The 13,956-nt window shown below is 52.9% G+C and carries 13 protein-coding genes; all 13 read left to right on the top strand.

The window, feature by feature from the left end; genetic code table 11:
- Positions 1-904, top strand: a 904-nt coding sequence (gene spoIID, locus RW092_RS15650) for a stage II sporulation protein D (protein WP_316010638.1), incomplete at its 5' end; no start/stop codon positions are given.
- A gap of 101 nt (positions 905-1,005) precedes the next feature.
- Positions 1,006-1,752, top strand: a complete 747-nt coding sequence (locus RW092_RS15645) for a M23 family metallopeptidase (RefSeq protein ID WP_009223750.1) — start codon at positions 1,006-1,008, stop codon at positions 1,750-1,752.
- A gap of 518 nt (positions 1,753-2,270) precedes the next feature.
- Positions 2,271-2,555 carry a sporulation transcriptional regulator SpoIIID gene (gene spoIIID / locus RW092_RS15640; RefSeq protein ID WP_016314161.1) on the top strand — a complete coding sequence of 95 codons (285 nt, stop codon included), beginning with the start codon at positions 2,271-2,273 and terminating at the stop codon, positions 2,553-2,555.
- Positions 2,556-2,801: 246 nt separating this feature from the next.
- The gene (gene mreB / locus RW092_RS15635) at positions 2,802-3,800 is read left to right on the top strand and encodes a rod shape-determining protein (RefSeq protein WP_016314160.1); all 999 of its coding nucleotides are present in this window, start codon (positions 2,802-2,804) and stop codon (positions 3,798-3,800) included.
- 77 nt (positions 3,801-3,877) lie between these two features.
- A complete protein-coding gene (locus RW092_RS15630) occupies positions 3,878-4,780 on the top strand; it encodes a flagellar hook-basal body protein (RefSeq protein WP_016314159.1) in 903 nt (300 codons plus the stop codon).
- A 38-nt stretch (positions 4,781-4,818) separates the two neighbouring features.
- Positions 4,819-5,640 (top strand): flagellar hook-basal body protein, encoded by an 822-nt coding sequence (locus RW092_RS15625; RefSeq protein ID WP_316010637.1) that lies wholly within the window; start codon positions 4,819-4,821, stop codon positions 5,638-5,640.
- A gap of 12 nt (positions 5,641-5,652) precedes the next feature.
- A complete protein-coding gene (locus tag RW092_RS15620; RefSeq protein WP_016314157.1) occupies positions 5,653-5,853 on the top strand; it encodes a DNA-directed RNA polymerase subunit beta in 201 nt (66 codons plus the stop codon).
- Between the two features lie 315 nt (positions 5,854-6,168).
- Entirely contained in the window at positions 6,169-6,591 is a 423-nt protein-coding gene (gene fabZ, locus RW092_RS15615) for a 3-hydroxyacyl-ACP dehydratase FabZ (protein ID WP_016314156.1), read from the top strand.
- 40 nt (positions 6,592-6,631) lie between these two features.
- Positions 6,632-8,350, top strand: a complete 1,719-nt coding sequence (locus RW092_RS15610) for a phospho-sugar mutase (RefSeq protein WP_316010636.1) — start codon at positions 6,632-6,634, stop codon at positions 8,348-8,350.
- 65 nt (positions 8,351-8,415) lie between these two features.
- Positions 8,416-10,434, top strand: a complete 2,019-nt coding sequence (locus RW092_RS15605) for a DUF5693 family protein (RefSeq protein ID WP_316010635.1) — start codon at positions 8,416-8,418, stop codon at positions 10,432-10,434.
- Positions 10,407-11,552 carry a polysaccharide pyruvyl transferase CsaB gene (gene csaB, locus RW092_RS15600; RefSeq protein WP_127576695.1) on the top strand — a complete coding sequence of 382 codons (1,146 nt, stop codon included), beginning with the start codon at positions 10,407-10,409 and terminating at the stop codon, positions 11,550-11,552. The genes RW092_RS15605 and csaB overlap by 28 nt, the downstream gene beginning before the upstream one ends.
- A 14-nt stretch (positions 11,553-11,566) precedes the next feature.
- Complete coding sequence (locus RW092_RS15595; protein ID WP_316010634.1) at positions 11,567-12,328, top strand: WecB/TagA/CpsF family glycosyltransferase; 762 nt, start codon at positions 11,567-11,569, stop codon at positions 12,326-12,328.
- Positions 12,329-12,440: 112 nt separating this feature from the next.
- Entirely contained in the window at positions 12,441-13,562 is a 1,122-nt protein-coding gene (locus RW092_RS15590; RefSeq protein ID WP_316010633.1) for a glycosyltransferase family 4 protein, read from the top strand.
- Positions 13,563-13,956: the final 394 nt, after the last annotated feature.

Genomic DNA, 13,956 nt, shown 5'->3' with positions numbered 1-13,956 from the left:
CGTCTATCTCACGCGCACCGGCGTGGTCGAGACCGTGCCGCTCGAGCAGTATGTCACCGGCGTCCTCGCCGCCGAGATGCCGGCGGACTTCGAGCTCGCGGCACTTAAAGCGCAGGCCATCGCCGCGCGTACCTTTATCGTCCAGCGCTTGGCGGCTGGAGAGACCTCAGGCACCGGGAACAAAGCCGCGGATGTTAACGACACCATTGAACATCAAGTCTATCTCCCTCGTTCCGAATTAGAAGAGTGGCCGAACCGGGGGAAGGGTGCAGAGCTGAAGAAGCTGCGCGAAGCCGTCCGGCAGACGGCAGGAATCGTGATGACGTTCCGCGGACAGCCAATCACGGCCTCTTTCTTCTCTTCCAGCGGCGGATACACAGAGAACTCCGAGGAATATTGGTCGCTGAAAATTCCTTATCTGCGCAGCGTGCCAAGCCCTTGGGATGCCGCGATCAATCCGAACAACCGCGAAACCGTGGAAATGCCGCTCCCCCAGCTTTACGCCAAGCTAGGCCAGAAAGTGCCGGAGCCGGTTCAGACGGCGCTGGCTGCGTTGGACCAGGGAGAAACCGAAGCGAAAGCGGCGGCATCGAAGCTAAGAGCCGATAAGCTGTTTAAGATTCTCTCTTGGACGACCGGGCATCGCGTGAAAGAGATTCGCATTGGCGACAAGGTATACACTGGCCGGGAAGTCCGGGAGAAGCTGGATCTTCGCTCCAGCCAGTTTACGCTGGCGGTGACGGGCGATACGGTGAAGATCACCACCTACGGCTACGGCCACGGGGTGGGCATGAGTCAGTGGGGAGCGAACGGGATGGCGAAAGAGGGTTATACGACCACGCAAATCCTCAAACACTACTACACGGGAATCTCGTTTCAGCAGGTCTCCCATTTTCTCAAGTAGATGATGGAAGGCGAAGTTTCTCTTTTTTCTGAAAAAAAAGTATATAGAAGAAGTATAAAAGAGTTCACCCCGGTAACACTGGTTACTGAGGTGATGAGCAAATGAATGAAAACCAGAAAAAAACAAGTCACGAGGAATCTCCTAAAATGGGACTGGGAGAACCGGTAAAGCCGGTATCCGCGTGGAAGAGATTATTGTCTAAGAGATGGGTTTACCCGGCAGCGTATGTGGCGGCAGCGGCAATTATACTAACCTTAGTGTGGGTCTACCAGGATGCGAGCAACAAGCCGATGGACTCGACCCCCGCCAGCGTGACCGACACCGTAAACCTGTCTGGCGAAGAGGAAGCCGCAACGGGAGAGGGAACGACAGAGGAAGAAGCAACCGAAGTCATCGCCTCCTCCGAAGATCTCGCTTGGCCGGTAGTGAATGCCGCCGAAGTTAGTGTGGTGAAGCCGTTCTATGAGAAGGATGGCACGGCCGAAGAACATCAAGCCGCCCTGGTGCAGTACAACGATACGTTTACGCCAAACACCGGGATCGACTTGGCGCGTGAAGACCGCAAGCCTTTCGAAGTCACGGCTGCGATGAGCGGGAAAGTGACGCGGGTTGAAGAAGTGCCGCTCCTCGGGTATGTGGTGGAAATTACGCACGCCAATAACCTGAAGACGGTCTACGAAAGCTTAGGCGAAGTTAAGGTGAAGAAGGATGCCGAAGTGAAGCAAGGCGACATTATCGGCAGCGCTGGCCGCAACGAAGTGGAGAAGGATTTGGATAACCACGTCCATTTTGCAATTTATGAAAATGGCGAGCTGGTGAATCCGGAATCTGTACTTCCGAAAAACTAACGTTTTGCAATAACCCATCCATCCCATGTGAAGGCACTGCCAGCCGATCCAAACATCGAGGACTACGGCAGCAGGCCTGACGGAGAGCGAAGAGCTCTCCGTTTTTTTGTCCTCATTCGCAATAAGGGTACAAAAAGGCCTTATTTACCGGAAATTCCGGCTTCCCGAGTAAATAAGGGAAAATATTGGCCTTATTTTTTTGATCCAAGCCTCATAAGGCTTGTTTTCCTGAGGATCGAGACAAATAAGAGCCTATTTTGTCCTTATCTCGTGCAGATCAAGCTCGAACGCCCAAATAAGGCCAAAAAAGTCCTTTATGAAGCATGAAGATGGTAACTCCATTACTCCGTTTTACGCACTTCACTTCACTTGTTCCAACCGAGCTGCAGCTACTCCCTTAGTAACCAACGGTAAAATAAAAGGCCCCGCAAAGGCTTGTCACGCTTGGAAACAAAGAATATCTAAGCCCGCCCCTCATATAATGTACCAAACTATCTCGAGTTGAGGGAGGCGGGAGCGTGCACGATTACATCAAGGAACGGACGATAAAGATTGGACGGTGCATCGTGGAGACACGGCACACAGTTCGGACGATCGCCAAGGAATTCGGCGTTTCGAAAAGCACGGTGCACAAGGATTTAACCGAACGTTTGCCGGAGATTAATCCGGATTTAGCGGATCAGGTGAAGCACATTCTCGAATATCACAAATCGATTAGACACTTGCGCGGCGGTGAAGCAACGAAGATCAAGTATAAGAAAAAAGGTCAAAACAAACGCGAGGTGATTAGCTCCGTGAATTAAAGCGTAATGAATTTATTTAGTTCGCTCATATAACGATAATCATTGAATCAATCCCCTAAAGTATGGTATTTTTAAATATGGTATAAGATGATGTGGATTTTCATCCATTTATCCCGAAATTTCGCAATATTCTTCGACTTTTGTCGATTAACAACACCTAGTCAGCGGGACACTTCTGCCATATCACATGAGGTAGGACCGCTACGTCCTTTCCGTGATTTACAAAAATACGCTTTGGGGGATCGAATGATGGGCAAGGATATTGGGATTGATTTAGGCACGGCCAATGTGCTGATTCATATCAAGGGAAAGGGAGTCGTACTTGACGAACCTTCCGTCGTCGCCATTGACAGCGATGGGAAACGAGTGCTGGCCGTTGGCGAAGAAGCTAGGCGGATGGTAGGACGTACGCCTGGAAATATCACTGCAATTCGTCCCTTGAAGGACGGAGTTATCGCCGATTTTGAAATTACGGAAACGATGTTGAAGTACTTTATCGACCGGGTGGGTGGACGCAGCTGGTACAGCCATCCGAGAATTCTGATCTGCGCGCCAACGAATATTACGTCGGTTGAGCAGAAATCGATTCGCGAAGCCGCCGAACACAGCGGTGCCAAAGAAGTGTATCTAGAAGAGGAACCTAAAGCGGCCGCAATTGGGGCCGGCATGGACATTTTCGAACCGAGCGGCAACATGGTTGTCGATATCGGCGGCGGGACGACGGATGTGGCGGTGCTCTCCATGGGAGACATCGTCACGGCCTCGTCGCTTAAAGTCGCTGGGGACAAGTTTGATGCTGCCATAATTAAATATATTAAAACGAAGTACAAGCTGTTGATCGGGGAACGGACGGCAGAGGATATCAAGATTGGAATCGGAACGGTGCACCCGAACGGACGGCAGGCGGAGATGGACATCCGCGGACGGGACATGGTATCCGGATTGCCGCTGACCGTGACGATCACAGCGAATGAGATTCAGGAGGCGCTGGCTGACCCGGTATCCTCCATCGTTACCACCGCTAAATCGGTGCTGGAGCGCACTCCGCCGGAATTGTCCGCCGACATCATTGACCGCGGCGTGATTTTGACCGGGGGAGGCGCTCTGCTGAACGGGTTGGACGAGCTGCTGGCCGAAGAGCTTCACGTACCGGTGCTGATTGCGGAAGATCCAATGCACTGTGTGGTTAAGGGTACGGGGATTATGCTCGATAATTTGGACAAGGTGCTAAGAAGAAAGTTCTAATCGTCCGATATAATAAAGAGGAATGAATTGCTCAGAACAATAGGGCATTTCGAATACATAGCGTCTGGAGGTAAGTCATGCTAAGAGGTCTCTATACCGCAGCATCCGGCATGATCGCTGAACAACGGCGGCATGATACAGTTACGCAGAATATTGCCAATCTCAACACACCGGGCTACAAATCGGTGAACACCGTAGCGCGCTCTTTTCCCGAAATGTTGATTTCCTTGATGGGGGACAAGCAGTCAGGGAACAATAAGCAAATCGGGAAGCTGGTAACCGGGGTGTTTGCGGAAGAGAGCTTGCCGGCGTTTACGCAAGGAGATTTGAAGGAAACCGGGAAGAATACCGATTTTGCCTTGATCTCGGAGCTTGGCTTGGAGAACCCGGAGACGGGTGAGCCTTATGCGTTTGACGCCTCCGGTAAATTCGTGACTGCGGACGGCGAAGTGATTTATCAACCGCAAGCCTTCTTCGCCGTGGAAGATAACGAGGGGAATGTACGATATACCCGGGATGGCAGCTTCGCGGTGAATGCGGCGGGAGAACTGAGAACATCCACCGGTTATCGGGTGTTGGACACCGACGGCAATCCGATTATTCTAGATGCGGGCTTGTCTGTGAACACATTGTCCAGCGATGAAGCGGGTAATTTAACGGCCGTGGATAATACCGGTGCCCTGGTGAACCTGGGGACTTTGGGGATTACCGTGGTAGAGCAGCCTTACCAGCTTGTCCGTGAAGGCAACGGCGTCTTCCGGGTGGCGGATGAAGAGGCGGCGGGAGTCCGCGGACTGGTGCCTGGAACGGATGGGGCTGTGGTGCGCCAAGGCTATCTTGAGGTATCTAACGTCGATACTGCCCAGTCTATGGTGGATTTGCTGGCCGCGCAACGCGCTTATGAATCCAACCAAAAAATTATTCAATATTACGATAGAAGCTTGGATAAAGCAGTTAATGAAATTGGCAAAGTACAGTGATCCTGTCTGGTTGCTTTGCTTAATACAGGAGGTGCGGCATGAATAACACCGTCATCAGCGCGATGGTATCGATGAGCGGGATTCAGCAACGGTTGGACTTGCTGGCCGATAATATCGCTAACACGAACACAGTAGGGTATAAACGAAAAGAAGCTAACTTTGAAGACACGCTGACTCGGGTGCAGAACCAGACTTCGGATCTGAATCTGCCGGGCCGGGCTACACCGTCCGGATTCACTCTGGGCTTTGGCTCTAGAATGTCGCAGGTCACTGTCAATTATGCTCAGGGTTCGATTCAAGAGACTGGCAATATGACGGATTTGGCTATTCAAGGTAATGCGATGTTTAGCGTATTGTCGCCGGAAGGGATCGTTGCATATACCCGGGGCGGCGATTTTCACATTCAACCGGATCCAGATGATGCCGAGTCGGCCTTCTTGGTCAATCAACTCGGGTATGTCGTTTTGAACGCCGAAGGCGAGCCGATCACGTTCCCGTCCGATGCCAAGCTTAGCATTGATGCAGAAGGAAATATCCTGGCTACCAATGGAGAAGGCACAACGGAAGTCGGACGAATCGCGTTGTTGACGGCGGAGAAGCCGGATGTCCTCGTTCAAAAAGACGGAAACCTCTTTGTTCTGGCTGCGGGGGTTGACCCTGCTGAAGCGATGGTAGATTCCCTTACCCTTCCGCAGGAACAACGGGCCAGCTTGCGCCAAGGGGCGCTGGAAGCCTCTAACGTAGATTTGACGGAAGCGATGGCAGAGATGCTTCAGGTACAGCGCGCCTACCAATTGACAGCTCGTGCGCTAACCTCGGGTGAAACGATGATGGGTCTAGCCAACAACTTGCGCGGATAGGTGGGATGCTTCATGAGTGAAGACAGTCAACCGGTGAGCAAACGGCCGGCCTGGATCGTCATCCTGAAGATCGTACTTGTGTTGCTCGTTCTTGTTGCGGCTCTGGCGGCAGGTATGGTCGTAGGGTATGTTGTGTTTGGCAAACAAGAAGTGTCCGATATTTGGAACTGGGCAACTTGGAAGCATGTATTTGACTTGGTCTTTGCTCCATAAGGCCATTCAAATCGCCTCTATATAATAGAAGAAACCGAACGAAAATAACAAAAATGTCCACAAACTCTCGGCTAACGGGAGTTTTCTTTTTGTAGGCGAAAAATGTATAATGATGGGGGACTTAGGTGAGAAAAACCGTCAAAAGGGCTGTATCCGTAATCGACCGGGGGGTCAATTGCGGATAAGCCCCTTATCTTAACCTTCGCTTCTGCAGAGGCGAAGGATATCTACAGTGTGAACGGATACCCGCATTTTTATTCAAGTTGGGATGCGCCCATCCGAAACTCATGCCCTAAACTGAAAGGAGACGTACATATGTTAAACACGAACCAAATTCAGGAAATCTTGCCGCACCGTCCTCCGTTCTTACTGGTGGACCGTATTATTGAGCTGGAGGAAGGCAAACGTGCCGTTGGGATTAAGAATGTCACGATTAATGAGCCGTTCTTTACCGGGCATTTTCCGGGATACCCTGTCATGCCGGGCGTATTGATTACGGAAGCGCTGGCCCAGGTTGGGGCTGTTGCGATTCTTAACGTCGAGGAGAACCGCGGGAAGATCGGCTTCTTGGCTGGACTCGATGGATTCCGCTTCCGCGGGCAGGTCGTTCCGGGAGATACGCTGCGCTTGGAAGTCGAAGTGACCCGGATGAAGGGCTCCATTGGTAAAGGCCATGCCATTGCCAAAGTGGACGATAAAGTTGTTGCTGAGGGAGACATCATGTTCGCCTTGTCTTAATGGGGCGTCATCGTGATTACTTAAGGAGGAGAACCTATCCATGACTGAAATCAGTAATGCTGTCCGTGAGAAGCTGGAGAGCTGGCTGCAGGACCCTACAATCGATGAAGCAACCAAACAGGAATTACGAGATTTGGAAAATAACCCGACAGAACTCGAGGACCGTTTCTATCGTGACCTGGAGTTTGGGACAGGCGGGTTGCGCGGTACGATCGGCGCCGGGAGTAACCGCATGAATCGTTATACGGTAGCCCGTGCTTCGCAAGGGTTTGCCGAATATATTCTGGAAGCGCATGCGGGTCAGGCCGGGGCGCCTTCCGTTGTCATCGCGCATGATTGCCGTCACTTCTCGCCGGAGTTTGCACTGGAAGCGGCTTTGGTGCTGGCCGGCAACGGGATCGTAGCCAAGCTGTTCCCGTCGCTGCGTCCAACGCCGCAGCTCTCCTACTCTGTACGCGCTCAGAAGGCGACCGGCGGCATCGTCATCACTGCAAGTCACAACCCGCCCGAGTACAACGGCTATAAAGTCTATAACTCGACAGGCGGCCAGCTCGTTCCACATGAAGCGGAGCAGGTTATTGCTCGCATTCAGAAGGTCGCTTCCTTCGCCCAAGTCAAACGGTTAAGCCGCGAAGAAGCGGAAGCGAAGGGATTGCTCGTATGGCTGGGCGCCGACGAGGATGAAGCCTTTGCGGATACGGTAGCGAACACCAGTGTTAATCGCGAGCTCATGGCTTCCGGAGCAGCGAAAGATCTGGTGGTGGTCTATACGCCGCTGCATGGAACAGGGAATCTTCCGGTTCGCCGTGCTTTGGAGAAGCTTGGTTTTGCCCAAGTGCACATTGTGAAGGAACAGGAATTGCCGGATGGTGATTTTCCAACGGTGAAGTCTCCGAACCCCGAAGAACGGGAAGCATTCACGATGGCAATCGAGCTCGGTAAACAAGTAGGTGCGGATATCTTGATCGGTACAGATCCTGATGCGGACCGGATGGGGGCCGTTGTGCGCACGCGGGACGGAGAATATGAAATTCTTACCGGTAACCAATCGGGCTCCTTGCTCGTTCATTATGTATTAAGTCAAATGAAGGAAAGAGGAACGCTTCCGAACAATGGCGCGGTCGTGAAGACGATCGTAACCAGCGAATTTGGCGCTGCGATTGCTCGTCATTATGGGGCTGCGGTGTTTAACACGCTGACCGGCTTCAAATATATCGGGGAGAAAATGAACGAATTTGAGGCTTCCGGTGAGTATACTTATTTGTTCGGTTATGAGGAAAGCTACGGATACCTGGCGGGCAACTATGCGCGCGACAAGGATGCCGTTGTAGCCTCTATGTTGATCTGCGAAGCGGCGGCTTATTACAAACGCCAAGGCAAGACCCTGATCGACGTATTGGAGGAGCTGTACCAGCAATTTGGCTACTACCGCGAGGCGTTGGCTTCCCGTACATTGAAAGGCAAGGACGGACTGGCCCAAATCAAAGCATTGATGGAAGCCTTCCGCAGCAACCCGCCGAAGGAAATTGGCGGCGTACGTGTATCCGAGGTGCTGGATTACTCGCAAGGTCTGGACGGATTGCCGAAGGAGAATGTGCTGAAGTTCTTGCTGGATGACGGATCGTGGTTCTGTCTGCGCCCTTCGGGTACGGAACCGAAGATCAAATTCTATTTTGGCGTTTGCGGCATTTCTGCAGAAGATGCCAAGTTGCGTCTGAACCGGATTCAAGAAGACGTTCTTGCTCGCGTCGATCAATAATCGGCAAGCAGGTTGGGGAAACAAATAACAGATGTGGATTCATGCATTTTTGAGGAGGTACCTTAGTGATTCGAAGTTGGCAGCGGTGGAATAACGCTTCCCGAAAATTGTTGTGGGTTTTGGTGATTGTCGGTATCCTGGCTTCTGTGCCAGTGATCGCGCAGCGGGTTCAAACGGAATCCTCCGCAAACAAAGTGGAGTTCGTCTTTAATTATCGAGGGTTGCTGGATATCGCATCGTATCAGGCGAATCCGCAGGCGTATATGGACGAGCAGCTGGACCGTCTGAAGGAAGCTGGCGTGGGCACCATGGCGATGTTTGAAAGCACGCTGGACGAATTGGTGAAAGCGCGCCGGATTATGGTGTTTAGTTCGTTGGAAGTTGCGAAGCTGAATAGTACTGTCGTGACGAATAGCGGAAATTACACCTACCTGGCGTTTACAAGTGCGGAGAACGAAGCGCAGTTGAAGCCGATGATCGAAGCGGCATTCCGCAAGCTGGACGTGCCGGTGGCCAGCTGGCAGTATCAAGATCATGGCGGGCTCGCGATCGGTATGGGCATGGAAGAAGCGATGATGAAGCCGATGCCGCTAGATCCGATTGCGTTTAACATGCTGCGGGAGAAAGGCTTTACGATTTTGCCGCGGCTTTCGGACAATATCCCTTATGATCAGGAAGAGATGGATCAATTATTGGCCTTCTTTGCTGAAAACGGGGTGAATCGCATTCTGTTCGACGGCGAAGCGGTGAAAGGCTTTAACGAAGATCCGACGAAGCATAGTTTGCAAGGCTTTGCAGATTTATTGAAAAAATACAACATCGGCATCGCGGCCATCGAAAATTTAAAGGCGCCGCAAAAAGGCTTTAACAAGCTGGCTTACTTGATCGACTATAACGTCGTACGCCTGCATTCCTTGTCGGATGCGGAGGCTTCGCAAGATAAGATGACACTGGCCGATCGGTTCGTTCTGGCGACGAAAGACCGGAACATCCGGATGGTGTACTTGAACGCTTCGGCTTCCAAAGATGCGGCGAAAGCGGCGATTACGAATCCCATCGATAATCTGATCGGCTCGCTGCAAGCTCCAGGGAATGCGTTGCAGCGAATCGAAAACAACGGATTTGAGCTGGGACAAGCCGAAGCCTTCACAATTCACGATGCCAGCTGGCAAAGATATCTGAAGGCGCTGGTTGTGCTTGGGGGCGTAGCGTTTGTGGCGCTGCTGATTTCTTGTTTCCTGCCGTCGCTTACGCTGGCAGCTTTTGTGATCGGTTTGGTGGGTTCGGCTGGATTGTACGTGCTGAAGCCTGTATTGCTTGAACAGGCATTAGCTCTGTTCGTCGCCATCAGCGCGCCAACGATTGCGATGGTGCTGGCGATCCGCAAGGTGCAGGAGCTTCAAGAGAAGCATCCGAACCTCTCGGGCGGTCGGCGGCTGACGCATACAATTGTGTTGTATATCAAAACATCATTGCTGTCCCTATTCGCTGTACCGTTCGTGATCGCACTCTTGAACAACATTACGTACAGCCTGGTGCTGAATCAATTCCGCGGCGTCAGCCTGCTGCATTTGGCGCCGATTCTGCTGATCGCCGTGTATGTCTTCTTATACCGGGGCAACTCGGTTTGGGAGGAATTGCGTAAATGGCTTAGCATGCGAATTACGGTGCTCTGGGTTGTCGTTGCTGCTGTACTTGGTGTGGCGGCACTGTACTACCTGTCCCGTACCGGGAATGCGGGAACGTTGCTGCCGGGTGAAGCGGCTTTCCGTTCCTTCCTGGAGAACACCTTTGGTGTTCGGCCGCGGAACAAAGAATTTTTACTGGCACATCCGCTCTTTATTGTTGGTCTGTTTGCCGCGTTCCGCTATCGCTGGGCGATGTTTGCGATGATTATCGCGGTGATGGGCCAATTGTCGATGGTCGACACGTTCGCACATATTCACACGCCGGCCGTGCTTTCGTTGATCCGCGATGTTCTGGGTCTCGGACTTGGTCTTGTGATTGGTTTGATTGCCGTTCTCGTTTGGCAAATCATTGAAAGGTGCTGGGATAAATGGTCGCCACGGCTACTAAAACCATAGTTCTATCAGGGTATTACGGATTTCGCAACAGCGGGGACGAAGCGGTGCTTCAATCGATTCTGACCGCGTTGGAAGAAGAAGGCCTTACCTCGGGCGTGGACATCAAGCCCGTTGTGCTGTCCATCGATCCGGAATGGACAAGCCGCACATATGGGGTGGACGCTGTGCACCGGATGAAACTCGGTGAGGTTAGGAAGGCTATAAAGAGCAGCGACGGATTGATCAGCGGGGGCGGCAGCTTGCTGCAGGATGCGACGGGGATTAAGTCGATTCCGTATTATCTGGGCATCATCAAGCTGGCGCAATGGCTCGGCAAGCCGACCTTCGTGTATGCCCAAGGCATTGGACCGGTGAACCGCAAGCTGTTCCGGCCTTTGATCGCTTCGGTGTTCCGGCGCTGCGACTATATTTCCGTACGCGATGCGGAATCGGCCAGCTTGCTCCGGGACATGGGGCTGCGCGGCAAAGATGCCATCCAGGTCGTGCCTGACCCGGTGATGGGGCTGACACTTCGGGAGCCTGCGAATGGCTCCTCGGAAGGGCGCGGCGAGGAAGGGGAGTCCGCTTCCGAGCTGCCGGTCGTGGGCGTATCGGTTCGCTTCTGGAACCCATCGCGAACCGATCTTACGCAGCTGGCCGAGGGGCTCTCGCTGCTCTGTCGCCGCAAGCCGGTGCATATCCGCTTTCTGCCCTTCCATTTCCCAGGTGACGACGAAGCTTCGCGCTTCGTGATGGAACGGTTGGGAAATGTAGCGGAACGGGGGTGCACCGTGAGCATTGCGCCAGAGGCGGAGCACCCGCAGGATATGCTGCGGGAGGTCAGCCAGTGCAGCCTGCTGATCGGCATGCGGCTGCACAGCTTGATCTACGCCGCCTCGCAGAATGTCCCGCTGCTCGGCGTCTCGTATGACCCGAAGATCGACCATTTCTTAGGTCGCATCGGAAGCGTCCCGGTGGGGACCGCGGAGGAGCTGGATCCGCGGATCTTGGCCGCGGAAGGGGAGCGCCTCCTGCAGGAAGCCGGGACATGGCGCAAGACCCACGCCGCGCAAATTGCCGAACTGAAGCGGGAAGCACGGGTGCCCGCGCGGCGGATCGTTGAATTTTTACGAAAGTGATGGGTGAACAGGTGATGACGATGATCAAGGAAGGTATCCCGACGGTTTCGGTCTTTGGCGTTCCCGTCTGCAAATGGGGGATGAAGGAGACGGTCGCTTATTTGACGGAGGTGGTCGCCGCCAAGACGCCGCACCATGTGATTACGGCCAATCCGATCATGATGATGGCGGCGATTGAGAATCCGGAATATAAAGCGATGATGAAAACCGCCGAACTGATTGTGCCGGACGGAACGGGCCTGGTCTGGGCCGCGCAAAAAGGCGGCGATCCGGTGACAGAACGCGTGCCAGGGTACGATCTGCTGCACGAATTGATGAAGCAAGGGGAGCGCCGCGGTTGGAAGGTGTACCTGCTCGGTGCAGCACCGGACGTCGTGAAGGAAACGGCTCGCCGGTTGGCTCTGCAATATCCTGGAACGACGATTGCGGGATATCGTGACGGCTACTTCGGTCCGGACCAAGACCCGGAAGTGATCAACGAAATCGTCAAAGCCGCGCCTGATCTGCTGTTTGTTGCCCGGGGGGCAGACACGCAGGAGCCTTGGATCGCCAAATATAAAGACGTCCTGCGCGTCCCTGTCATGATGGGCGTTGGCGGCAGTTTTGACGTCATTTCCGGACGAACCAAACGAGCTCCGATGGCCTTCCGGAAGCTTCGGCTGGAATGGCTGTACCGGTTGTTGAAGGAACCTACCCGCTTCCGCAGAATGCTGGCGTTGCCGAAATTCGCCGTACGCGTGCTGCGGGAGAAAGAAAACCTTACGAAAATGGGCTAAAAGTCTCGATTTCCATGAATTACTGTGATTTTTTGCGCAAATGCGGGGTTGGTGTTTCTCCTTAATCGGAGTATAATCATTCCGGTGCAGAACAATTGGAGGTCGAAATTGAATGTTGATGATCTATATCATCGGGTTTATCGTATCACTTGGCTTGGCTTTGGGCCTAACGCCGCTCGTAAAAAAATTCGCTGTCAAAGTCGGCGCCGTGGATGTGCCCAATGCGCGCAAAGTGCATACACGAATTATGCCGAGACTCGGTGGTTTAGGGATATTTTTATCTTTTGTCATCGCGTTTTTTCTGATTCTTCCATTCTTACCTGACGTATTCACGGTACGCGAAGTGAACTTTATCAAAGCCTTCCTAGTAGGCGGAACGATTACCGTGCTGCTGGGTGCTTTGGACGATCGCTACGATTTGCCGGCAAAATTGAAATTTTTAATTCAAATTGCAACGGCCTGCGTGGTCGTGTTCGTATTTGATATCCGGATTGAATTTGCGAATATTCCATTTCACACCTATGCTGCAGTGGAGACGTGGGTGGCCATTCCATTCACCATCCTGTGGATTGTTGGTGTGACGAATGCCATTAACCTCATTGACGGATTGGACGGGTTGGCTGCTGGGGTCTCTGGCATTGCGATCGGGACAATTGCCGTCATGGCATTCCTGATGGGCAATGTGATGGTGGCGTTGCTTTGCCTGTTGTTGCTGGGCAGCATTATTGGATTCCTGTACTTTAACTTCCACCCGGCGAAAATCTTCATGGGAGACTCGGGCGCCTTATTTCTCGGCTTTAGCTTAGCGCTGTTATCGTTGCTCGGCTTTAAGCAGATTGCGATCGTGTCGTTCCTGACGCCGCTGATCCTGATTGGTGTGCCGCTCTCGGATACGATGTTCGCCATCGTGCGCCGCTGGATGCAGAAGAAGCCGATCTTCTCGCCGGACAAGGGGCACTTGCACCATTGCCTGCGTGAGCTCGGATTCAGCCACCGTCAGACGGTGCTGATCATTTACGGCATCGCCGCTTTCTTCGGCGTACTGGCTGTGATCCAGTCGTCGGCTGCGATGTACAACGCGAACTGGGTGACGTTTGTCGTCATCTGCGTCATGGTCTTCTTCCTGCAAATCGGTGCCGAAGTCATCGGACTGATCGGCAAAACGAAGCGCCCCGTGCTCGACTTCCTCGCCCGCCTTCGCATGAAGGTGTCGGAGGAGCGCGGTACGAAATAATAGCATTCCTAAATGCAGGGCAATTATGCATTTCTTTACTTGATGATAGGACAACCCTTGACGGTGATGAGCCGCAGGGGTTGTTTTTTTTGTGCTTGATTCAGCGGATTACCCTCCCTGTTCGGCCCGCCCCCCCTTCAACCGCTTTGTACCTCTTGTACTCCCCCTGATCTAACGGACATCAGAGCCGTTATTTGCGCTTGGCTGCTGCTGTTTGGATTCTAACGGACCGTGGAGACCTTATTTCGTGCTGCTTCGGAAGTTTTACGTCAGAATGAGCTCAATAAGGTCTCTGTAGTCCGTTGCTATGAACGTTTTTGTCAAGCCCTCGGTTTTAAATCTGCCTGAGCACGTGGCGCGAGAGCAAAAATGCGAGCGACGGTCGGCACGCTGC

Origin of the sequence: Paenibacillus sp. 3LSP, assembly GCF_032465655.1 — a bacterium.
GTDB lineage: Bacteria > Bacillota > Bacilli > Paenibacillales > Paenibacillaceae > Fontibacillus > Fontibacillus barengoltzii.
Note: the sequence above shows the minus strand (reverse complement) of the source record. Positions and strands in the feature narration are given on the sequence as shown.